We start from the raw sequence: 21,934 nt of genomic DNA, 5'->3' as shown, positions 1-21,934 counted from the left end.
GCAAGCGGCGGATGGCGATGCCGGCGACAGCCAGCTCGTGGGCGGCCCGCGATGCCGGCGGCAGCGGCGAGGGATCGAAGCCGTCCAGCCTGCGCTCGGCTTCGTCGAGATGGCCGATCAGCAGCAGGCGCCGAACGTCGAGGTTGCGCGCATGCGCGGCGTTGACGCGGTCGCCATGCTTTTCAAGCGTCGCCCGTGCGGCGTCGAGTGCCTTGGCCGGCCAGGTAAGGTCGCGCGAGACGAGCGCGATCTCGGCCTCGGCGACGATACACCGCGCGCGGGCCACGGCCTCCCTCGGGCTGAATGCGCGCGCCGCCCGCTTGAGAAGAACCTTCGCCCGAACCAGGTCGCCAAGCTGCGCCATCGCGATACCGCGCAACGCCAGTGCCGGCGCATCGTCGCGCAGCGCAACCCGCTTCAAGGCGCCGAGCGGATCGCCCGCCGCAAGCGCATGCGCCGCGGCCGTGATCAGCGAGTCCATCGGAATCCCGTCACACTTGTCACTCCCATGGCTTCGACATCCGGCGCTAAGTCCATCTCACCAACCAGTCGTATCGACAACGGCGACTGTAGCCAACCTGAGTTGCGGCGCGCCAACCTTGAGTCGCGGCTAGACTGTGCACTGGGCTCGAACGCAACGATAAAGCACTAGGAGAGACGCAATGAAGATCGAAGGTACAACCATCCTGGTGACTGGAGCCAATCGGGGCATCGGTCGGGCACTGGTCGAGGAAGCCCTGAGCAGAGGCGTAAAGCGCGTCTTCGCCGCAACCCGCCAACCGATGGCCCATCCGGACCGGCGTGTGACGTCCCTGACCATGGATGTGACCAACGCTGCGCAGATCCGGGAGGCGGTCGAGAAGATCGATGCTCTCGATATTCTCATCAACAACGCCGGCGTATCGCCCTTCGATGACCTCAGCGACCGTCGTGTGCTCGAACAACAGCTCGCCGTAAACCTCTTCGGCTCGTACGACGTTACCCAGGCTCTGCTGCCGTTGCTGGCCCGGTCGCGGGGAGCCATCGTCAACATTCTGTCGCTGGCCTCGATTGCCGCCGTGCCGTTCAGTCCGGCTTACTCGATCTCGAAGGCAGCCTCGTTCTCGCTGTCGCAGTCGTTGCGCACCCTTTTGGCCGGACGGGGTGTCAGCGTCCACAGGGTCCTTCCCGGCCCGGTGGACACGGACATGACACGGGGCCTGGACATCGCGAAGGCCTCTCCGGAGTCTGTCGCGCGGGCGATCCTGGACGGAGTGGAGAACGGCGAAGAGGAAATCTTCCCCGATCCCATGTCGGAATCCCTGGCGGAGGGCTGGCGCAGCAGTGCAGTCAAGGCGCTTGAACGCCAGTTTGCAGCCTATGCGGAAGCAAGTCCGTCAAGTGGCGGGCATGAAAGACGGAGCGAGACGATTACCCGCGAGGCCCATCCTTGCTGCTCGGCCTGAAACTGTAGACGCCTGTGCGGGGTGGCGGCATCGCCGCCCTTCGGCGCCGCCCCGACCTTCACGGCTCTGCCTGGCGGAGAGATGCCTCGCTATGTCTGGAGCAAGTTGACGGATCAGTTGCGGTCGTCGGGGAAACTTGGAATAGGCATGAACTCGACGCCGTCTTCGGCGAGGCTCTTGGCCTCGTCCAGCGTCGCCTCGCCATAGATGCCGCGCGGATCGCTTTCACCGAAATGGATCTTGCGCGCTTCCTCGGCGAATTTGTCGCCGACATAGTCGGCATTCTCGCGCACCTTGTCGGCCATGGCCTTGAGCTGCGCCAGCGCCTGCTTCTGCGCCTCGCCCATGGCCAGCGCGATGCTTTCGCGCTTGCGCCCGGTGGAGACGGCAGGCGCCATCAGCGCCTTGTCGACCCTGTGCGAGCCGCAGGTCGGGCAGTCGACGAAGCCGCGCTTCTTCTGGGTGTCGAAATCGTCGTTGCTGCGGAACCAGGCTTCGAATTCGTGCTCGTGTTCGCAGATCAGGGAAAAGCGGATCAAGAGGCGGCACCCCTGAGACGCGGCGCCTGCGCCGAACCGGCGTTTACGGCAAAATCGCGTGCGTTTTTGAGATTCGGTATCTTTTTGCGCGCAGCGACTGACTGCGCCGGGTCGATCTCGGCGACGACCACCGCCGGCTCGTCATGCGCCGCCTCGGCGATGACGCGGCCCCAGGGATCGACGATCAGCGAATGGCCATAGGTTTCGCGGCCGTCCTCGTGCACGCCGCCTTGCGCGGCGGCAACGACATAGGCGCCGTTCTCGATGGCACGCGCCCTGAGCAGCACGTGCCAATGCGCTTCGCCGGTCTGGCGGGTGAAGGCGGCGGGCACAGAAAGCAGATCGGCGCCGGCCAGCGCCTCGGCACGGAACAGCTGCGGAAAGCGCAGATCGTAGCAGACGGCAAAGCCCAGCTTCGCGCCCTCGATTTCGGTGACGACAGCCTCGGTGCCAGGCTCATAGGCGGCGGATTCGCGCCAGCTCTCGCCATTGTCGAGATCGACGTCGAACATGTGGATCTTGTCGTAGGTGGCAATGGTGGCACCGTCCGGCCCGAACAGAAGGGCACGGTTGGCAAGCTTGCCGTCGGCGCGCAGAATGGCGGTCGAGCCGATATGCAGGAAAATGCCGAGTTCCTTGGCCAGCCGCCGCGACGTCGAGACGACGATGTCCTTGTCTTCGGAGGTGAAGGAAGCGGCCCGCGCTTGGCTGTCGCGGATCAGCGCGCCGGTCATTTCCGGCGTCTGGATATAGGTCGCGCCAAGGCCTGTCGCCTCGCGCACCAGCCGTTCCAGATCGACCGCATTGCGCTCCGGGCTGGTTCCCGAACGCATCTGGATCGCCGCCGCCTTGAAACCACCCATCGTCATGTCCTATCTGGCCGAGCCGTTGGCGAGCAATCCGTCCAGCCGTCCTTCCGCCTCCAATTCGTGGAGATCGTCGGAGCCGCCGACATGCGTGTCGCCGATGAATATCTGCGGAAAGGTGGAACGGCCGTGAGCCCGGGAGATCATCTCCTGGCGCAGCTCCGGCGAGAAGGAGGCGTCGTGCTCGGTGTAGGTCACACCCTTCCTGTCGAGCAGCCGCTTGGCCGCGGTGCAATAGCCGCACATCATCCGCGTGTAGATCGTCACATCGACCATCGGTCAGCAACCCTGCCTCGTTCCGCTGTCATATAGGCTATATAGGCGCCGATTCGTCGGCCCGAAAGTCCCCCGGCAGCACGCGTGCGAAGGTCAGTACGTCGACCGCGCCGGCACCGCCCTTCTTCAACGCCTTGGCGACCGCGCGGACGGTGGCGCCGGTGGTGTAGACATCGTCGATCAGCAGCACCCGGCGGCCGGCGATTTCGATCTCCGCCTCATCCGGCACTTTGAATGCGGCGCGTACATTTTCCTCGCGTTCCCGCCGCTCAAGCCCGACCTGCTGGCGCGTGAGTTTTACGCGCCTGATGGCAGAGGGCGCGAAAGGCCGCTCCCCGAGCTGCGCCACCGCCCGCGCCAGTTCCGCCGACTGGTTGAACTGCCGCCTGAAGAAACGCCGCCAGTGCAGCGGCACCGGCACGACCACGTCGGCCTCGGCGATGAGCTCGGCACCGGCGCGAAGCATCCAGCGCGCCATCCACGGCGCCAGATCGGTGCGGTCCTGGTATTTCAGCCCTTGCACCATCTGGCGGGCAACGCCGGAATAGGCGACCGCCGCCCGCGCGCGCTCGAACGGCGGCGGGTCGGCTATCGCCTCCGCCGAAAGGAACCCTTCACCCATATTGTGGGTGAACGGCGTGCCCATCACCGGGCACCATGGCCGTTCCAGCAGCCTGAGTTTCGGCCAGCAGGCGCCGCACAACACGCCGGGCTGCGAGACATGGCGGCGGCAGCCGGCACAGACCGGCGGGAACAAGAGGCGCGCTGGCCAGCCCAATGCCTTGCGGGCAATGCTCTTGATCGCAATACGCTTGATCTCTGGCATGGGATCGGCCACGTGGTTGGTCCTCCGCATCACTATATCAGAGAGCGAAGCACAAGGACCTGCCCATTGCAGCCTGTAATTGACACCTCGCTCTGGCTGGCGCGCAAGCGCCGGGCAATGGCCCATCCCATCGCCGGCGCGGATTTCCTCATGCGGCGGGCGGCCGAGGATCTTGCCGACCGGCTCGGCGCCGTCGAACGCAGGTTCGGCAAGGCGGCCTCATTGTTTTGCCAGACGCCGGCAGCAGCAGAGGTGCTCGCCGAAAGCGGCAAGGTGACGGAAAACGTGCGCGTCGAGGCCGACGCCGCTTTCCTGGGTGGCCAGCCAGGACTGTTGGCACCGTTGGAAACCGTGCCATTCGAGCCGGAAAGCCTCGACCTCGCAGTCTCGCTGCTGTCGCTGCAGGCGATGAACGACATTCCTGGCATGCTGGTGCAGGTCCGCCGGGCGCTAAAGCCGGACGGGCTTTTCCTCGGCGCCTTCGCCGGCACAGGCACGCTCTCCGAACTGCGCGAAAGCCTGCTTGCCGCCGAGACCGAGCTCTANCCGAGCTCTATGGCGGCGCCAGCCCGCGTGTGATCCCGTTCACCGACGTCCGCGACGCCGGCGCGCTGCTGCAACGCGCCGGCCTGGCACTGCCGGTTGCCGACGTCGACACGATCACGGTGCGCTACGATTCGCTATTTGGCCTGGTCGCCGACCTGCGCGCCATGGGCGAGACCAGCGCGCTTGTCGACCGCAGCAGGCGGCCGGGCACGCGAGCGCTGTTCGCGCGCGCCGCCGAAATCTATGCGGAGCGGTTTTCGGATTCCGATGGCCGCGTCAGGGCGAGTTTCTCGGTGGTCTGGATGTCAGGCTGGGCGCCCGATGCCTCTCAGCAAAAGCCGCTGAAGCCGGGCTCCGCAAAAATATCGCTGAAGACAATCCTGGAAAACCCCGGCGGCCCCTGAGCGGATCCTTGCGCAAAAGCTAAGCGTATCCCACGCAAAAGCTAAGCGGGTCACTGTGCAAAAGCGTTGGCAAGCTTGCTGCTGTTGTCGCTGAACAACCACTGGATGGCGCCGGCAGCCTGGCCAATACCAGCGACAATGGCAAGCGACAGAACGGCGACGATCAAACCATATTCGATAGCCGTCGCACCCCTCTCGTCTTCTAAAAATCGTTGCAGCAACATTTTCATGGGCGCCTATCCCTCTTGCCCGAACCTAGCGCCGACCCGTTAAGAAAGGTTAATGCGACAGGCTTAACGCGCGGTGAACCAGCTGCATTCTAGGAAACAGCCGAATCCTAGAGATCTGTTGAGGAGTCAGCAGTCGCCGCTGCTTCTGCCATCGGCCCGTATAACGCAGACCGAACTGGGCAGCGGCTGCAGCACGCTCTTGCGTAGCGTATAGCTATCGCGCTGGCCGATCGAGCCGGTGCTCATCGTATCAAGCCCGTCGCGGGCAAACTGCGAGCGGGTCCGGCTGTCGAGGTAGGGCGTCGCGATCAAGGCCAGAGCCACCGCGGCCGAGCCGAACAAGAGGGCGATGCGCAATATTCCCATGCCGGCATTGGCGGCGCCAGGAAGGCGGTCGGGCCAAGGCGAGTCCCAGTCCTTTTCAAGGCTCATGCAAATCGCTCCCCAGCGGTGGAATCGGCGTAACCGCCTAGCGTCAATTTTTCACGGTCAGATAAATCTTTCATTAACGCTGCTGCCAGCGCGTTGCAGCGCTGCCCGATTTACGGCAGGTCGGCCGTTACAGCAGATCGATGAGGAACTGGATCAGCGGGGCATCGGCCGGCGGCATTGGAAAATCGCGCATCTGGCGCGGCCGCACCCATTTCAGCACCTGGCCTTCCTTCGGCTGGGCAATGCCGCGGAATCGACGGCAGACGAATAGCGGCATCAGCAGGTGAAAATCATCGTAGGAATGGCTGGCGAAGGTGAGTGGCGCCAGGCAAGGGATGTCGGTTTCGATGCCGATCTCCTCGTACAATTCGCGGATCAGGCATTGTTCCGGCGTCTCACCGGGCTCGACCTTGCCGCCCGGAAACTCCCACAGGCCGGCGAGTTGCTTGCCTTCGGGCCGCTGCGCCAAAAGCACGCGCCCGTCGGCATCGACCAGCGCGCAGGCCGCGACCAGGAGCAGGCGTTTGCCGATCGTATCCAAGCCGCTCATGCGCCGGGTGGCCGGCGATAGCGATAGCGATAGACTTCGTCGAATCCGAGCGAACGGTAGAGCGCCAGCGCCGGCGCGTTGTCCGCCTCGACCTGCAGCCAGGCTTCCCGCGCCCCGCGCAGCCGCGCCCATTTCAGCGCCGACCGGATGAGATGGCGGCCATGGCCCTGGTTGCGCACCGACCTGTCGGTGGCGATCTCGAACAGGCCGGCAAGGTCGCCGTCATGCACGCAGATCAACGTTGCCAGCGGTTCGCTGCCGGCCTCCAGCGCAAACAGCCCGGCCTCCGGCTGGATGGCGCCGATGATCTCCGACAGGCCCGGCCGCAGCGACACATCCGAGCCGCTCACCTTGAGCGCCGCGCCGATGAAACGGCTGATGTCCTTCAACGGAATCTGGTCCATGGCGTCGTCGAGCGCGGCGTCCGCCAGCGGCAGCCGCATGACCAGCGACTCCGCGAATATGCTCCAGCCTTCGCTGTCGAGGTACTTCGAAAGATCCGGCCCCGACAGCGGCGAGATGCGAAAGGTCAGCGGCCTGCCATAGGCGTCGAAGCGGCGGCTGGCACGGCCGATGCGCTCGGCAATGTGCTGGATGTCGCCCGGATCGAGCGGATTGACCGAGTTCAGCCGCTTGGCCGGGTGGCCGGCCGTCAGCCGAACCACCCAGGTGCCGTCATAATGGACGGCGGCCGCCGGCCAGGCGCGAAAGCCGGCCGCCTCATAGCGGCGCACGATCGCCAACACGCTTGCCGGATGTCTGGAAGCCAACGCCATCAGCTCCGATAATCGCCGTTTATGGCGACATATTCCTTGGTGAGATCGCAGGTCCACACCGTCGCCTTGCCGCGGCCGATGCCGATATCGGCGCGGATGCGTATCTCGTCGCGCTTCATATACGCCGAAGTCGCCTCCTCGGAATAGGCGGCATCGCGCTCGCCCTGATAGGCCAGGCGGTTGTCGCCGAACCAGATCGACAGAAGGTCGCGGTCGGCCGGTTCGCCGGCCTTGCCGACGGCCATGACGACGCGGCCCCAATTGGCGTCCTCGCCGGCGACTGCCGTCTTGACCAGCGGCGAATTGGCGATCGACAGCGCGATGCGCTTGGCCGAGCGGGCCGATTTGGCCCCGGTGACGGTGACCTCGACCTGCTTGCGGGCGCCCTCGCCGTCGCGCACCACCTGCAGTGCCAGCGATTTCAGCACCTTGCGGAGGGCACGGCGGAAGGCGCCGAGGCGCGCATCCTTGGGGTCGGAAATTGCCGGCGCGCCGCGCCTGGCGGCAGCACCCGTGGCGAACATCAGCAGCGTGTCGCTGGTCGAGGTGTCACTGTCGACGGTAACCGCGTTGAAGGTCTTGGCCGTGCCGCGCGACAGGAGGTCCTGCAGCACGGGTGCTGCGATCGGCGCATCGGTGGCGATGAAGGAAAGCATCGTCGCCATGTCGGGCGCGATCATCCCGGCGCCCTTGGCGATACCGTTGATGGTGACGTCGGCATCGCCGAGCTTGACCGTCGCGGTCGCCAGTTTGGGATAGGTGTCGGTGGTCATGATCGCCTTGGCGGCTTCGGTCCACAAGTCCGGCTTGCCGTCCTTGACCAGCCCGGCCAGCAGATGGCTGAACTTGCCGGCGTCGAGCGGTTCGCCGATCACGCCGGTCGAGGCCAGGAATACCTCGCCCGCTGTGCAGCCGGCCGCCTTCGCCGCCACCTCGCCCGTGAGTGCCGTCGAGGCGCGGCCCTTCTGGCCGGTGAAGGCATTGGCATTGCCGGAATTGACGACCAGCACGCGTGCTTTGCCAGCCACGAGGTTCTGCCGGCAGAAATCAACTGGCGCCGACGGGCATTTCGACCTGGTGAACACGCCGGCGACGGTGGTGCCGGCGTCGAACACCATGGCCAGCAAGTCGGTGCGGTTCTTGTATTTTATGCCGGCCTCGGCGGTGGCGATGCGCACGCCCTCGATCACCGGCATCTTGGGATATTTCTTCGGCGCGAGCGGCGAAACCTGTGTGGACATGGAAGACCCCGGGCGGGAAAAATCGCGAAATGAACGCCGGTTTGCCCGATAGCACGCGCCGGCGCAAGGCGTTTCACAGCCGTTACGGGTGCCGGACGCCTGACACCGCCTCATGCAGCAAGCAGGCTGCTGCAAATTTGTTGGTGTCGCTGCGACCGATAGCGCTATGATCCTGCCCCATGGGCAGGCTTGTGGTCTTGGCACTGGCGTTTCTGGGCTTTTTGCTGCTGTGCGCCGATGCTCAGACGGCGCGGCGCGTGGCGCTTGTGGTCGGCAACGGCAGCTACGCCGAAGCCGGCACGCTGGCCAATCCCGTCAACGATGCGCTCGACATCGCCGACAAGCTGCGCGCCATCGGTTTCGAGGTGATCGAAGGCAACGATCTCGGCAAGCGCGAGCTCGAACGCAAGATCGGCGAATTCTCAGATGCGCTGCAAGGTGCCGGTGCCGGGCTGTTCTACTATGCCGGCCACGGCCTGCAGGTCGACGGGCGCAACTTCATCGTGCCGGTCGACGCCAGGCTGGACATGCCGGTCAAGCTGCAGCTCGAGGCGGTGCCGATCGACGAGGTTCTCGACATCATGGAGCAGCAGGCCAAAGTCAGCCTGGTCTTCCTCGATGCCTGCCGCAACAACCCGTTTGCCCGAAGTCTCAGCCGCAGCGCCACGACGCGCTCGGCGACGGCTCTCGCCGGCCTTGCCCAGTTCGAGTCGACGCGCGGCTCGTTCATCGCCTTCTCGACGGCACCCGGCGCCGTGGCAATGGACGGGACGGGGCGCAACTCGCCCTTTGCGGCCGCACTTTTGCGGCATATGGCGGAGCCCGGACAGAGCATCAACGACATGATGATCGCGGTGCGCCGCGACGTCGTTTCCGCAACGCGCGAGGCGCAGCGTCCCTGGGAGCAGGGGTCGCTGCTCGAGCGTTTCGAATTCGTTCCGGGCGCAGACATTGCCCAGCAACCGAAACCGGCTGTCAGCCCGGCTCCCGCTTCGCAGGTGGCTGCGCTCGAACGCTCCGTCGGCGACAAGAGCGCCATCGAGCAGTTTCTGCGCGAGGACTATCTGGCGCCTGATGCCAGGAGAATGCACGAAACCGTCAAGCGGCTCTACGGTTCGTCGGCCATCATCTACGGCACGCGCTACGACAGCGAGGCGATCGTCAAGGTCAAGACCGACTGGTTCGCGCAATGGGCATCGTGGTCGTTCGGTCTCGAACCCGGCAGCCTTGAGGTGACGCCGCACGGCCAGGACCGTGCCGACGTGGTTTTCGCCATGCGCTACGACTATGTGCCGAAGGACAAATCGGCGCAGCGCCTGACCGGCAAGGCGCGGGTGACGCTGGAACTCGTGCTGGCCGATGGCGCGTGGCGCATTGCCTCGGAAACGTCGCAAGCGCTGGAATGAACATCAGCGGACCGCTGGGTTGATGAACCCGCGAAACGCCCGCTGCACGCCCGGAATCAGCCCCCAGATCATGATCGAGACCATCAGCGGCGCGATGACCAGCGTGCGCTGCCAGATTTGCCATTCCTGCGTCAGCGGAAAAACCACGTACAAAATGGCAGTGATCAGCGGATACACGCCGAGCAGCACCAGCAGGGCGAAGCGCAGGCGCGAAAAGCGGGTCAAGGCGGTCGAGTTCATCAAACTCTCCTTATCGTTACGGAACGTTCCGTTACATATAAAACGGATCGTTCCGTTTCGTCAAGAGTTGTATATATGATGGCTGGCGAAATCGCGGGTAAGGAAGAAGAGATGGGCGAAATCACCGATCCCGGGCGCAAGTCGGCTGGCGCACGGCGCAGCCCAGAAAGCGCCGATGCCATTCTCGATGCCGCCGAGGCGGTACTGGTCGAAGCTGGCTATTCCGGCTTCTCGATCGAGGCGGTGGCGCGCCGCGCACGTGCCGGAAAACCGACGATCTATCGCTGGTGGCCAAGCAAGGCCGCCTTGCTGCTCGACGTTTACCAGCGGCAAAAACGCGTCGACAATCCCGATTCCGGGAACCTTGCGGAGGATCTCGTCGGCTTCCTGAAGAGCTTGTTCGCGCATTGGCGCGACACATCGTCGGGCAGCGTGTTCAGATCGCTGATTGCCGAGGCGCAGTCGGACGAAAAAGCCGCCGCCGCCCTCGCCGAATACGCAAGAGGGCGTCGCATCCACACCGGCCAGATGGTCGAACGCGCCAAGGCAAGGGGAGAGGTGGCAGCCGATGTCGATGCCACTGTCGTCGCCGACCTGATTGCCTCGTTCGCCTGGACGCATCTTCTGACGAACCGCCTGGACGAGGACGAAGCGACGCTGCGCAGGACGGTCGGCTATGTCTTGAAAGGCATAGTCGCTGACGATGCCGGCGACGCCACGGCGGTCCGGCGGCGACGTCGACGCATCATCGCTCGCCCTACCAAATAGAAGCGACAGGGCGGCAGCGCGCCCTGTCATAGCCCAATCTGGCCTATTTGGCGCTTTCCAGCGCGTCGACCGTCTTCTTCAGGTTCGCATCGGGGATGTCGACCTTGGCGTTGGCGCGCAGCGACTTGACCAGCGCGAAATACTTGTCGCGGATGACCGCCTGGCGCGCCTGGTCCTTGACCTCGTCGAAGGCCGGCGGCTGCTTGGTGCGCTTGTCCTCGACCTTGATGACGTGCCAGCCGAACTGTGACTGCACCGGCTGGTCGGTATATTTGCCGACCGCCAGCGCAAACACCGCCTTGTCGAATTCCGGCACCATCTGGCCAGGTCCGAACCAGCCGAGATCGCCACCGCTGGTCTTGCCGCTCGGATCGCTGGTGTGCTCGTTGGCAAGCTTCTGGAAGTCGGCGCCGCCGTCGAGCTGCTTGATGATGGCGTCTGCCTCTTCCTTCGTCTTCACGAGGATGTGACGGGCGTGCACCTCATTGGTGGGCGGCGTGTTGGCGATTTCCTGGTCGTAGCGGGCGCGGACCTCGGCATCGGTAACCTTGTCGACGACGCCCTTCTCGACCATTTCGCCATGCAGCGCGCGCTGCTGCAGGAAGGCCATGCGGCGCTGGAAGTCGGGATCCTTGTCGAGGCCGGTGGTCACCGCCTGAGCCGCCATCACGCGGATTTCGATCGCCGCCGACAGCGCCGCAGCGCGGCGCTGCTCGGGCGGAAGCTGCGCGAACTGCTGCGACAGCTCGCCCTCGGCAAGCCCAAGGTCTGCCTCGGTCAGCGTCTGGCCGTTAATGGTGGCGACCACGGCGTTCGGATCGACCGGCTTGGCCGCCGGGGCGGGTGCTGCCGGCTGGGCAGGGGCGGCTTCCTGCGCCATCAGCGGCGACAGCGAGAGGGCCGATAGCCCGAATGCCAGACCAAGGCTGGCGAGCGACGCGCGGCGGAACAATACTGACATTACGATTATCTCCAAAGCGGGGTAGCTAGAGCGGAATGGCTTCCAGACCAGCAGGATTGTGGCGGAATTTGGCGCGGTCGACAGGGCGAGCGCGGCGTTGACATCGAATGAGCCCCCTCTTATCTGTCCAACGACTTTGCGTCCAGAACCGTTTTCCGGGCGCTTTTTGCGTTTGTCCGCGTTCACGTGGAGTTGATGGGGCCGGCCGGCGCCCGTCGCAATGACTTGGAATGCTATCGAAAGGGCCATTGGATGGTCAGTCTCGGCGGTCTCGCCCGTAAGGTTTTCGGCTCCTCCAACGATCGTCGGGTCAAATCGACCCGGCCGCGCGTCGAGGCGATCAATGCCATGGAAAACGAGATGCGGGCGCTTTCCGACGCCGAGCTTCAGGCCCGCACCGACAAATTCCGCCAGGACATCGCCAACGGCGCCAGCCTCGACGACCTCCTGGTGCCGGCCTTCGCCACCGTGCGCGAGGCCGCCCGCCGCGTGCTCGGCATGCGGCCGTTCGACGTGCAGCTGATCGGCGGCATGGTGCTGCACAATGGCGGCATTGCCGAGATGCGCACCGGCGAAGGCAAGACGCTGGTGGCGACGCTGCCGGTCTACCTCAACGCGCTCGCCGGCAACGGCGTCCATGTCGTCACCGTCAATGACTATCTGGCCACGCGCGACTCCGAATGGATGGGCCGCGTCTACAAATTCCTCGGCCTTAAGGTCGGCGTCATCGTCCACGGCCTGTCCGACGAGGAGCGCCGCGTCGCCTACGCCGCCGACGTTACCTACGCCACCAACAACGAGCTCGGCTTCGACTATCTGCGCGACAACATGAAATACGAGCGCGCCCAGATGGTGCAGCGCGGCCACAGCTACGCCATCGTCGACGAGGTCGATTCCATCCTGGTCGACGAAGCCCGCACGCCGCTGATCATTTCCGGTCCGCTCGAGGACCGTTCGGAAATGTACAACACCATCGACACCTTCATCATCCAGCTGCAGCCGCAGGACTACGAGATCGACGAGAAGCAGAAGACCTCGATCTTCACCGAGGAAGGCACCGAGAAGCTGGAGAACATGCTGCGCGATGCCGGCCTGCTCAAGGGCGAGTCGCTCTACGACGTCGAGAACGTCGCCATCGTCCACCACGTCAACAACGCGCTGAAGGCGCACCGGCTGTTCCAGCGGGACAAGGACTATATCGTGCGCAACGGCGAGATCGTCATCATCGACGAGTTCACCGGCCGCATGATGCCCGGCCGCCGCTATTCGGAGGGCCTGCACCAGGCGCTCGAAGCCAAGGAGCATGTGGCGATCCAGCCGGAGAACCAGACGCTCGCCTCGGTCACCTTCCAGAACTATTTCCGCCTCTACAAGAAGCTCGCCGGCATGACCGGCACGGCGCTGACCGAGGCCGAGGAATTCGCCAACATCTACAATCTCGACGTCACCGAGATCCCGACCAACCTGCCGGTCATCCGCATTGACGAAGACGACGAGGTCTACCGGACGGTCGAGGAGAAATACAAGGCGATCGTCAAGGAGATCAAGGAAGCCCGCGCCAAGGGCCAGCCGACGCTGGTCGGCACGACTTCCATCGAGAAGTCCGAGCAGCTGGCCGAACGCCTGCGCAAGGAAGGTTTCAAGGATTTCGAGGTGCTGAACGCCCGCCACCACGAGCGCGAGGCGGCGATCGTCGCCCAGGCCGGCAAGCCCGGCGCCATCACCATCGCCACCAATATGGCCGGCCGCGGCACCGACATCCAGCTCGGCGGCAATGCCGACATGCGCATCGCCGAGGAGCTTGGCGACATGCCGGCCGGCCCCGAGCGCGAGGCCAGGGAAAAGGAAATCCGCGACGACATCGCCCGGCTGAAGGAAAAGGCGCTCGCCGCCGGCGGCCTCTACGTGCTGGCCACCGAACGCCATGAATCGCGCCGCATCGACAACCAGTTGCGCGGCCGCTCGGGCCGCCAGGGCGATCCGGGCCGCTCGAAATTCTTCCTGTCGCTGCAGGACGATTTGATGCGCATCTTCGGTTCCGAGCGCATGGACGGCATGCTGCAGAAGCTCGGCCTCAAAGAAGACGAGGCGATCATCCACCCCTGGATCAACAAGGCGCTGGAAAAGGCGCAGAAGAAGGTCGAGGCGCGCAACTTCGACATCCGCAAGAACCTCTTGAAATACGACGACGTCTCCAACGACCAGCGCAAGGTGGTGTTCGAACAGCGCATCGAGCTGATGGACGGCGAAGGCCTGTCCGAGACCATCACCGAGATGCGCGAAGGCGTCATCGAGGAGATCGTCGCCAAGAACATTCCCGAAAACGCCTATGCCGAGCAGTGGAACGTCGCCGGCCTCAAGGCCGAGATCGCCGAATTCCTCAATCTCGATCTGCCGGTCGAGAACTGGGTCAAGGAAGAAGGCATCGCCGAGGACGACATCCGCGAGCGCGTCAGCCAGGCCGCCGAGGCCGCCGCCAAGGAACGCGCCGAGCGCTTCGGCCCCGACGTGATGACCTATGTCGAGCGCTCGGTGGTGCTGCAGACGCTCGACCATCTGTGGCGCGAGCACATCGTCAATCTCGACCATCTGCGCTCGGTCGTCGGCTTCCGCGGCTATGCGCAGCGCGATCCGCTGCAGGAGTACAAGGGCGAAGCGTTCGAGCTGTTCCAGGCGATGCTGGGCAATCTGCGCCAGGCCGTCACCGCGCAATTGATGCGCGTCGAGCTGGTCCGCCAGGCGGCCGATGCGCCGCCGCCCGAGGCGCCCGACATGTTCGGCAGCCACATCGACGGCTTCACCGGCGAAGACGATTTCGAAGGCGGCGAGACGGCCGTGCTGGTCCGCCAGGAGACCAACGCCATCGTCGCCCCCGAAGACCGCGACCCGAAGAACCCGGCGACCTGGGGCAAGGTCGGCCGCAACGAGGCTTGCCCCTGTGGTTCGGGCAAGAAATACAAGCATTGCCATGGGGCGTTTGCGTAAGCGGCGCGATTTCGGCTCATTTGGTAGCTCTGCGGGACAGCGCCCCCCTCTGTCCTGCCGGACATCTCCCCCACTTGGGGGGAGATCGGACGTCACATTGGTTTTCGCCAATCACCAAGGTTAAAGAAATAGTCGCAAGCGGCGAAACTGCCAATCTCCCCCTCGTGGGGGAGATGCCCGGCAGGGCAGAGGGGGGCGCGAAGGATCGCCGGCCTTTGATTTATTCGCTTCTCAAATCAGCCCTGAATCGCGTGCCGCGGCCGTCGCCTCACCCCGCGAAACCGCGTCCAGCTTGCCCAGAACCGCCGAGACGTGGTGATCGACCGTCTTCGGCGAAATTGTCAGCTGCTCGGCGATCCGCTTGTTGGAGAAGCCGCGCTCGATCAGTTGCAGCACCTCCATCTGGCGCTGGGTCAGGCCGGCACGATTGGCACGCGTCGTTTGGCGCGGCCCCCTTGCAATACGGTTGACCCCGTTGCGCCGCATGGTGTCGCGCAGGTGAACGGCGACGGGCCTGGCGCCGAGGCTCTCAAAAATCTCCAGTGCCGAGCGCTGCGCGGTCTCGTCGCCCTCTGCCAACGCCAGCCCGCGTTCGTAGGGCGCGTTCATCTCGGCCCATAGTTCTGCCGCCGCCTGCCAGTCGCCGGCGAGCAGCAGCCGGTAGGGCGCGGCCATGCCGATGGTGTCGCCGGGATCGAGGTCCGGCGCCAGCTTCTGCCGCCACATCGCCAGCTCGCCGAAGACCGCCCGTGTCGTCGACAGGCTCTCGGCCAGCGCGATCAGGCCGAACGCCTCCTCCCGGTCGCCCTGGCCAAGCCATGCCCGCTCGGCCATCAGTGCCGCATAGGGCGCCAGCCGCTGCAATTCCGATCCCTTTTCGAGGAACCGCGCCATTTCGGCAAGCAGCGGCTCGGCGGAAGGATCGCCGCGCCGCACGCGCAGCTTTGCCATCGCCACCACGGCGGGATGGCGGACCAGCATCGTCGCCTGCTCGTTGGCGATCACCTCGAGTGCCTCGGCGGCAGCCTCTTCCCATTGCCCCTGGCGCAGCAGCAGCTGCGCCAGCACGCCGCGCATATAGTCGCGCCAGGTGACGAGGTCGTTTTCGACGCAATAGTTGATGCCGCGATCGAGGAACGACCGCGCGTCAGCGAAGCCGAGCTGGTTCATCTCGCTGCAGGCGCTGTTGGTGAAGGCGCGCGCCGCATGTTCCTGAAAATTCTGCTCCAGCGCGATCTCCAGGCTGCGGGCAAGGTGCAGCCGTCCATTTGCCAGATCCAGCCACTGCTCGGCGCTGCCGACATTGTTGAGCGCGTGGCAGACGATGTCGGGCCGGTTCAGTTGTTCGGCGAGCGCAATCGCCTTGTTGCCGAGCCGCAGCGTGTCGTCGAGCCTTTCGGCCAGCATCGCCAGTTGCGAGAGGTTGGAATAGGCCATGGCGAGTTCCGGCCCGGCCGGCGCGGTCTCCAGCAGCTGAACCGCCTGCTCGCCAAGGGCATCGGCAGCCATGCGGTCGCCAAGCAGGTAGGCAAAGCGCGACAGCCATCTGAGGCAATCCCCTTCCTTCGCCGTATTCCCCTGGGCCTGATGCAGCCGGCGCGCCTGGTCCTGCGCGGCGATGGCCTCGTCGATCTTGCCGATGAGGTGGCACTCGAAGGCATATTTCTCATAGAGCGCCGTGCGCTCCTCCACCGGCAGGCTGTCGGCCTGCCGCAACACGGCTTCATAGAAGCCGGCCGCATCGCGATGGGCGCCGACGCGGGAGGCCTCGCGCGCCGCAACCGGGGCCAGTTCGCGCACTGCCTGCAGATTGTGCGCCTCCACCGCGTGATGCACGAGGCGGCCGGTGGAGACCTCACTGTTTTCGAGCAGGGCAGCCAGCGCGCGCTGGTTGAACTGCCGCCTGTGGCTCGTCGTCAACATCGCCTCGATGGCGCGGCGGGCGATCTCGTGGCGGAACGCATAGCCATCGCCCAGATCCTCCAGCAAGCCGTTGGCGACGCATTCGGCAAGCTGGCCGGCACTGGCGACGCCGCACAGGCCTTGCAACGCCCAGGCGTCGGCCCGGCGTGGGAACACCGACACCGCGTCGAGCATCGAGCGGGCGCCGGCCGACAGGCGCTCGGCGCGCGCCAGAACCGCGTCGCGCACGCTTGCCGGCAGCGCCGTTTTTTCCTCGCATCCGCTGCACAACAGTTCGGTGACGAAAAAGGCGTTNCGCGCACGCTTGCCGGCAGCGCCGTTTTTTCCTCGCATCCGCTGCACAACAGTTCGGTGACGAAAAAGGCGTTGCCCGCCGTCGCCCGGTAGATGGCATCGCCATCACGCCCCGCCGCCTCGGCCAGCGACAGCACCGCCGACTCGCTGAGCAGCGGCACGTCGATGCGCGCGACGCTGCCTGCCGGTATCTCGCCGAGCGCGCGGCGCACCCGCATCTGTCCCTCGCTGCGATCGGTGCGCGCCGTCAGCAGCAGCAAGAGATGCCTGCTGGCGATGCGCCGGCCGAGAAAGCGGACGAAATCGAGCGTCGCATCATCGGCCCAGTGCAAGTCCTCGATCACCAACAGGGTCGGCTGCGCCTTCGTCTCGAAGATTTCGAGTGCATCCGAAAACAGCGGCAGCCTCTGTCCTTGCCGATGATCGATCGCCTGCGGCAGCGCCCATTGCGCGTCCCGCGCCAGATCGTAGAGCGGCCCGAGCGGATAGGGTATCGACAGATCCTCGCAGGCACTGCGGAATATGCGCGTGGCTTGCACAGTCCGGTCGATGAAGGCTCGACAAGCGCGGTCTTGCCGGCCCCGGCCTCGCCAGCAAGCACCGCGACGCAGCCACGGCCGCGCCCGGCATCGGCCAGCAGCCCGTCGAGTCGCTCCAGCTGTGTCTGCCGTTCCAGAAGCATCATTCGCTCACGGAGATCGAGTTCGCCGAAAAGGCGGACCCGCGATGGACCCGCCAACATATCTCCCGTCCATAACGCTGCCAACATAGGGAATCGTCCCGCCAAAAATGGGGAAAGGTTCCGATGTGCGCTCTGGCCGGGCGTGATCAATGTCGAGCCGCGCTCAAACCGGGCATGACCCACTGGAGAAAGGAAGGCTTCGATGCCTCGCTATCTGATTGAACGCACATTCCCGGACGGCCTCAACGTGCCGATGAACGAAGCCGGCGCCGACGCGCTGGGCGGTGTCGTCATGCGCAATGCCGAAAAGGGCGTTACCTGGCTGCAGTCCTACGTGTCGCCGGACAAGAAGCGCAGCTTCTGCATCTACGACGCGCCCTCGCCCGAGGCGATCCGCAGCACCGCCCAGAAGAATTCGCTGCCTGTCGACAAGATCACGGAGGTGCGGGTTCTTGACCCCTACTTTTACCGTTGATGGCAGGCAAACCCCAAGTGGCGGACAAAAGGATGAGCATCAAACTGCCCTTCGCGGCAATTGCGACATGCCTGATGGCATGCCGGTCGGCGAACCGGCGCCTGTCGTGGGAAACCCCGGCGGTTCCCTGCTTGGCCGTCTATGGCGGATCGCGGCGGCGCTGCCTTCGCGTCTGCTGGGCAGGCGGCGCCGGCTGCCCCCGCAAGACGATTATCTGAGGCAGGACATGGGACTGCCCGACCGCGAGCAGCGGCGCGAATACTGGGAATATTATTGGTGGGACCATTAGTACGCCGCGCCGTTTGGACGGGCTGAAACAAGGCGTGCAACCGGCCGCATCATTGCGGCCGACATGAAAACAGGACGAGCGACCTGTTTCGCAAAATTCCAACGGACGCCGCAGCGTTGAGCAGACCCGATCGGTGCGCGTCCTCAAACAACCGGAGAGAACATGAACATCAATCTTTGCACCGGGCGCCTTGCCGCCCTGGCCATCCTGTCGATCGCCGCCACCGCGGCCCAGGCAAAGGACGGCAATCCGCTGGCCGACATGGTACGCGCGGCCAACAGCCGCTTCGAGAATGTGGCGGCGGCGACCGCNATGTACGAGCCGATGGCCGACGGCACGCTAAAACTGATCGCGGTCGAATACATCACGTCGAAAGGCCCGGCCTCGCTCGATGGACATCTGTTCAACTTCAACAGCGCGCCCAACCGCTATGGCCTCGGCCCGTTCTACGAGCTGCATGTCTGGGCCTGGAAGGGCAACCCGACCGGCGCGTTCGCGGACATGAACCCGAACGTGTCCTGCGATGCGATGAAGGGTATGTAGGCGAGGATCGGTCCGGGTTCGACGCGCCGAATAATGCGCCTTGCTTCTCTCCGTTCTACGGGGAGAAGGTGGCCCGAGGGGCCGGATGAGGGCAGCGCCGGTCTTTGGCGACTAGCCAATCTCCCCACCTGAGGGGGAGATGGCCGGCAGGCCAGAGGGGGGCGCTGTCCCGCCGGCGTGACCAGCTAAAATTCCGCAAACGCCACGTCATCTACGCTCACTTCCTCGACCATCTTCACCCGCACGCCGATCTTCTGCTCCTTCAGCAGGTCTCGCCGTCGATAAGGTCGATGGCCGGCGTTCCATCGCCCCGCCTCCACTCCCACCCAACCGTTTCTTAATGTGTCTCCGCTACACCAAGCCCCTGTAAATTGGCGGAAAACGGAGTGTGATCGGGGTGCGCTTTTCCGCGGCGACGACAGCCGGGCGGTTCCTGCCGCAGCGCCTTGCGCTGCGCATCACGCCGCTGCTTGGCCTGATCGATGCCGTCCTGTTCAGCGCCGGCGCGCGCGGCGAGGCCGGCCGCATGTCGCTGATCGCCTTTTCGGTCCGCATCGTCAGCGCCGTCATCGCCTTCGTCAGTCAGGTTTTGATGGCGCGCTGGATGGGGTCGTTCGAATACGGCATTTTCGTGCTCGTGTGGGTGACGATGGTCATCGTCGGCAATCTCGCCTGCCTCGGCTTCCACACCTCGATCATCCGCTTCATTCCCGAATATCGCGAGCGCGGCATGATGGCCGAATTGCGCGGCATCGTGCGGGCCAGCCGGCTGTTCGTGCTGATTGCCTCGACGGTGATCGCCGGCCTCGGCGCGCTCGGCGTCTGGCTACTGTCGCCCTTTATCGAGAACTATTATGTCGTGCCGTTCATCCTCGGCATCATCTGCCTGCCGATGATCGCCATGTCCGACCTGCTGCAAGGGCTGGCGCGGGCCAATTCCTGGGCGCTGTTTGCGCTGTCGCCGACATTCCTGGTGCGGCCGCTGCTGATCCTGGCGTTCATGGCGCTGATGCTGCTGGCGGGCTACGCGCCGGACGCCAGAACGGCGATCTTCGCCGCGATCGCCGCCACCTACGCCACCACGCTCGGTCAGCTCGTCGGCGTCACCTCGCGCATCGACAAAAGAATCCCCGCCGGGCCGATGAAGCTGCATTTCGGCCAATGGTTCATCGTCTCGCTGCCGATCTTCCTGGTCGAGAGCTTCTTCTTCCTGCTCACCAATGCCGACGTGCTGATGGTCGGCGCCTATCTCGATCCCAACGACGTCGCCGTCTATTTCGCCACCGTCAAGACGCTGGCGCTGGTGCATTTCGTCTATTTCGCGGTCAAGGCCGGCGTCGCCCAGCGCTATGCGCAGTTCACCCATGGCGAGCCTCAAAAGCTCGCCGCCTTCGCCCGCGAAACCGTGTCGTGGACCTTCTGGCCGTCGCTGGCGATGGCGCTGCTCGTGCTGGCCCTGGGCGAGCCGATGCTGACCCTGTTCGGCCCGGAATTTTCCGCCGGCTATCCGCTGCTGTTCCTGCTGGTGTTCGGCGTCGTCGCGCGGGCCGCCGTCGGCCCTTGCGAAAGCCTGCTCACCATGAGCGGCAACCAGAACATCTGTGCCGCCGTCTATGCCATGACGCTGGCCTTCAACATCGCGCTTAGCGTCGTGCTGATCCCGCTCTTCGGTCTGTGGGGCGCGGCGATGGCCACTGTCTTCGCCATGATCTTCGAGGCCGGCGCGCTGTCCTTTACGGTCTGGCGCAAGCTCGGCATCGCCATGGTCATTTTCGTGCCCGCCAAAGGAGCTGCCTGATGGCTGCCGTCCCCTTGCTCGAGGAAACCAGCGGCGGCCCGGCCGGCGCCATGGTGTCCGGCCTTGCCGGGCTTGCCCGCGAAGCCGATCCCGCCCATGTCGAGATCCTCGCCAACAACCGGCCCGAGCGCAAGCTTGCCATCTATCCGGCCTCCGCCGGCTTCGACCTGGTCGAGGAGCTCGACTATCTCTGTACCCGCACGATCGAGCCCAACGTCTTCTTCAATCCGCGCTTCCTGGCGCCGGCCATGCCCAGGCTCGAGGACCGCGAGGTGCGGCTGGCCGTCATCCGGGACGGTGACCAGTATCGCAACCGGCTGCGCCTGCTGGTGCCGTTCTCGGTCGAGCGACCGGTGGTGCCGCTCGGGGTTCCCGTCATGCGCACCTGGTCGAGCCCGTTCGGCCCGATCGGCACGCCCCTGGTCGACCGCGACGATCCGATCGGCGTCATCGAGGATTTCTTCGCGATGCTGTCCAGGCCGCATCTCAAGCTGCCGAAAGTCTTCGTGCTGCCCGACATAAGGCTGGACGGCCCGGTGGCGAGCCTGCTCGCCAGCGTCGCCGAGACGCGCGGCCTGACGCTGGTCACCACCGGCAAGGCCGACCGCCCGGTGCTCGAAAGCGAGCTCGACGGCGAGGAGTATCTGAAGGCTTCGCTGCGCGCGCACCATTATCGCGAGTTCCGCCGCCTGAAGCGCCGCCTCGCCGACCTCGGCCGGCTGGAGCATGTCGTGGCGCGCGGGCCGGACGAGATCCGCCATGCCATCGAAAATTTCCTGACTTTGGAGGCAGCCGGCTGGAAAGGCCGCGAGCGCACCGCCATGGCGATCGACCGCTACCGCGCCGCCTTCGCCCGCGAAGCGGTGCACCGGCTGGCCGAGCAGGATCTCTGCCGCATCCATTCGCTGACGCTCGACGGCCGCACCATCGCCTGCCTGGTCGTCTTCGTCGAGGCGGGCGTCGCCTACACCTGGAAGACCGCCTATGACGAGACGCTCGCTGCCTATTCGCCGGGCACGCTGCTGATGATCGAGGTGACCAGGCAGCATCTCGACGACCCCAACATCATGATGACCGATTCCTGCGCGGTGCCCGACCATCCGGTGATGAGCCGGCTGTGGAGCGAACGCAAGCCGATGGGCACGCTGGTGATCGGGCTGACGCCGGACGCCGACCGCCCCGCCCGCCAGGCGGCCTCGCAGCTTCACCTCTATCGCGAGACCCGCAACATGGCGCGCCTGCTGCGCAACCGGATGAGGAGCCTGCTGCGCCGGCGGTAGAGTATCGGGTCCAAAGTGGGCCCGACCGTCCGTCTCTGCACCGTCGGCTCTCTCGGGCCTAGGTCGTCAGGGTTAATTCTCCCGATCAGCGGAAAGGATTAGCATCGACGCAGTCCCAACCGGGATGAGGCGATCAATTACGGCCGCGCGTCCAGCACC

Annotated in this window: 22 protein-coding genes and 2 pseudogenes; 10 read left to right on the top strand and 14 right to left on the bottom strand. The window is 65.1% G+C overall.

The window, feature by feature from the left end; translation table 11 throughout:
* Positions 1-481, bottom strand: a pseudogene (locus X773_RS60245) (helix-turn-helix domain-containing protein); the annotation flags it as partial.
* Between the two features lie 181 nt (positions 482-662).
* Between X773_RS60245 and X773_RS60240 the strand changes: the two are divergent.
* Positions 663-1,445, top strand: coding sequence for an SDR family NAD(P)-dependent oxidoreductase (locus X773_RS60240; protein ID WP_023677986.1), 783 nt, complete (start codon positions 663-665; stop codon positions 1,443-1,445).
* A 113-nt stretch (positions 1,446-1,558) separates the two neighbouring features.
* On the opposite strand, the gene X773_RS60235 is transcribed toward X773_RS60240, so the two are convergent.
* The 4 genes from X773_RS60235 to X773_RS60220 are packed head-to-tail and all read right to left on the bottom strand — an operon-like array spanning position 1,559 to position 3,964.
* Positions 1,559-1,984, bottom strand: coding sequence for a DUF1178 family protein (locus tag X773_RS60235; protein ID WP_023677985.1), 426 nt, complete (start codon positions 1,982-1,984; stop codon positions 1,559-1,561).
* Positions 1,981-2,847, bottom strand: coding sequence for a carbon-nitrogen hydrolase family protein (locus tag X773_RS60230; protein ID WP_023677984.1), 867 nt, complete (start codon positions 2,845-2,847; stop codon positions 1,981-1,983). Before X773_RS60230 ends, X773_RS60235 begins: the two co-directional genes overlap by 4 nt.
* Before the next feature lie 9 nt (positions 2,848-2,856).
* Positions 2,857-3,126, bottom strand: a complete 270-nt coding sequence (grxC, locus tag X773_RS60225; protein ID WP_023677983.1) for a glutaredoxin 3 — start codon at positions 3,124-3,126, stop codon at positions 2,857-2,859.
* A 37-nt stretch (positions 3,127-3,163) separates the two neighbouring features.
* Positions 3,164-3,964, bottom strand: a complete 801-nt coding sequence (locus X773_RS60220) for a ComF family protein (RefSeq protein WP_023677982.1) — start codon at positions 3,962-3,964, stop codon at positions 3,164-3,166.
* Positions 3,965-4,018: 54 nt separating this feature from the next.
* On the opposite strand from X773_RS60220, the pseudogene X773_RS60215 reads away from it, so the two are divergent.
* Positions 4,019-4,902: pseudogene (locus X773_RS60215) on the top strand (methyltransferase domain-containing protein).
* 50 nt (positions 4,903-4,952) lie between these two features.
* On the opposite strand, the gene X773_RS60210 reads toward X773_RS60215, so the two are convergent.
* The 5 genes from X773_RS60210 to argJ all read right to left on the bottom strand — a co-directional run bounded on the left by X773_RS60210 (position 4,953) and on the right by argJ (position 8,131).
* Positions 4,953-5,132, bottom strand: a complete 180-nt coding sequence (locus X773_RS60210; protein WP_023677981.1) for a Flp family type IVb pilin — start codon at positions 5,130-5,132, stop codon at positions 4,953-4,955.
* Positions 5,133-5,258: 126 nt separating this feature from the next.
* Entirely contained in the window at positions 5,259-5,564 is a 306-nt protein-coding gene (locus X773_RS60205; RefSeq protein ID WP_023677980.1) for a hypothetical protein, read from the bottom strand.
* A 127-nt stretch (positions 5,565-5,691) separates the two neighbouring features.
* The gene (locus tag X773_RS60200; protein ID WP_023677979.1) at positions 5,692-6,114 is read right to left on the bottom strand and encodes a (deoxy)nucleoside triphosphate pyrophosphohydrolase; all 423 of its coding nucleotides are present in this window, start codon (positions 6,112-6,114) and stop codon (positions 5,692-5,694) included.
* On the bottom strand, positions 6,111-6,890 hold the full coding sequence (locus X773_RS60195; RefSeq protein ID WP_031212044.1) for a GNAT family N-acetyltransferase: 780 nt from the start codon (positions 6,888-6,890) through the stop codon (positions 6,111-6,113). Before X773_RS60195 ends, X773_RS60200 begins: the two co-directional genes overlap by 4 nt.
* A complete protein-coding gene (gene argJ, locus X773_RS60190) occupies positions 6,890-8,131 on the bottom strand; it encodes a bifunctional glutamate N-acetyltransferase/amino-acid acetyltransferase ArgJ (RefSeq protein WP_023677977.1) in 1,242 nt (413 codons plus the stop codon). The genes X773_RS60195 and argJ overlap by 1 nt, the downstream gene beginning before the upstream one ends.
* Positions 8,132-8,310: 179 nt before the next feature.
* Here argJ and X773_RS60185 point away from each other — a divergent pair, with 179 nt between their 5' ends.
* Positions 8,311-9,537 carry a caspase domain-containing protein gene (locus X773_RS60185; protein WP_023677976.1) on the top strand — a complete coding sequence of 409 codons (1,227 nt, stop codon included), beginning with the start codon at positions 8,311-8,313 and terminating at the stop codon, positions 9,535-9,537.
* Between the two features lie 3 nt (positions 9,538-9,540).
* On the opposite strand, the gene X773_RS60180 is transcribed toward X773_RS60185, so the two are convergent.
* On the bottom strand, positions 9,541-9,777 hold the full coding sequence (locus X773_RS60180) for a hypothetical protein (RefSeq protein ID WP_023677975.1): 237 nt from the start codon (positions 9,775-9,777) through the stop codon (positions 9,541-9,543).
* Between the two features lie 111 nt (positions 9,778-9,888).
* Between X773_RS60180 and X773_RS60175 the strand changes: the two genes are divergently transcribed.
* On the top strand, positions 9,889-10,545 hold the full coding sequence (locus tag X773_RS60175) for a TetR/AcrR family transcriptional regulator (protein WP_023677974.1): 657 nt from the start codon (positions 9,889-9,891) through the stop codon (positions 10,543-10,545).
* A gap of 43 nt (positions 10,546-10,588) precedes the next feature.
* On the opposite strand, the gene X773_RS60170 is transcribed toward X773_RS60175, so the two are convergent.
* Positions 10,589-11,506, bottom strand: coding sequence for a peptidylprolyl isomerase (locus X773_RS60170; RefSeq protein ID WP_023677973.1), 918 nt, complete (start codon positions 11,504-11,506; stop codon positions 10,589-10,591).
* Positions 11,507-11,758: 252 nt separating this feature from the next.
* Here X773_RS60170 and secA point away from each other — a divergent pair, with 252 nt between their 5' ends.
* The gene (secA, locus tag X773_RS60165; protein ID WP_023677972.1) at positions 11,759-14,491 is read left to right on the top strand and encodes a preprotein translocase subunit SecA; all 2,733 of its coding nucleotides are present in this window, start codon (positions 11,759-11,761) and stop codon (positions 14,489-14,491) included.
* Positions 14,492-14,722: 231 nt separating this feature from the next.
* On the opposite strand, the gene X773_RS78170 is transcribed toward secA, so the two are convergent.
* Together X773_RS78170 and X773_RS79315 are read right to left on the bottom strand one after the other, a co-directional pair.
* Complete coding sequence (locus X773_RS78170; protein WP_245274744.1) at positions 14,723-14,893, bottom strand: LuxR C-terminal-related transcriptional regulator; 171 nt, start codon at positions 14,891-14,893, stop codon at positions 14,723-14,725.
* Between the two features lie 1,514 nt (positions 14,894-16,407).
* The gene (locus X773_RS79315) at positions 16,408-17,247 is read right to left on the bottom strand and encodes a hypothetical protein (RefSeq protein ID WP_348625933.1); all 840 of its coding nucleotides are present in this window, start codon (positions 17,245-17,247) and stop codon (positions 16,408-16,410) included.
* A gap of 345 nt (positions 17,248-17,592) precedes the next feature.
* On the opposite strand from X773_RS79315, the gene X773_RS60155 reads away from it, so the two are divergent.
* From X773_RS60155 to X773_RS60135, 5 genes are all read left to right on the top strand, one after another.
* Positions 17,593-17,865 (top strand): DUF4242 domain-containing protein, encoded by a 273-nt coding sequence (locus X773_RS60155; RefSeq protein ID WP_023677971.1) that lies wholly within the window; start codon positions 17,593-17,595, stop codon positions 17,863-17,865.
* A 67-nt stretch (positions 17,866-17,932) separates the two neighbouring features.
* Positions 17,933-18,154, top strand: a complete 222-nt coding sequence (locus X773_RS60150; protein WP_051406161.1) for a hypothetical protein — start codon at positions 17,933-17,935, stop codon at positions 18,152-18,154.
* 162 nt (positions 18,155-18,316) lie between these two features.
* Positions 18,317-18,697, top strand: coding sequence for a hypothetical protein (locus X773_RS60145; RefSeq protein WP_023677969.1), 381 nt, complete (start codon positions 18,317-18,319; stop codon positions 18,695-18,697).
* A gap of 397 nt (positions 18,698-19,094) precedes the next feature.
* Positions 19,095-20,495 carry a lipopolysaccharide biosynthesis protein gene (locus X773_RS60140; protein WP_023677968.1) on the top strand — a complete coding sequence of 467 codons (1,401 nt, stop codon included), beginning with the start codon at positions 19,095-19,097 and terminating at the stop codon, positions 20,493-20,495.
* On the top strand, positions 20,495-21,775 hold the full coding sequence (locus X773_RS60135; RefSeq protein WP_023677967.1) for a GNAT family N-acetyltransferase: 1,281 nt from the start codon (positions 20,495-20,497) through the stop codon (positions 21,773-21,775). Before X773_RS60140 ends, X773_RS60135 begins: the two co-directional genes overlap by 1 nt.
* Positions 21,776-21,934 lie beyond the last annotated feature (159 nt).

The sequence above is a fragment of the Mesorhizobium sp. LSJC280B00 genome (assembly GCF_000502835.1).
Lineage (GTDB): Bacteria > Pseudomonadota > Alphaproteobacteria > Rhizobiales > Rhizobiaceae > Mesorhizobium.
This window is presented reverse-complemented; position numbering and strand designations above follow the sequence as displayed.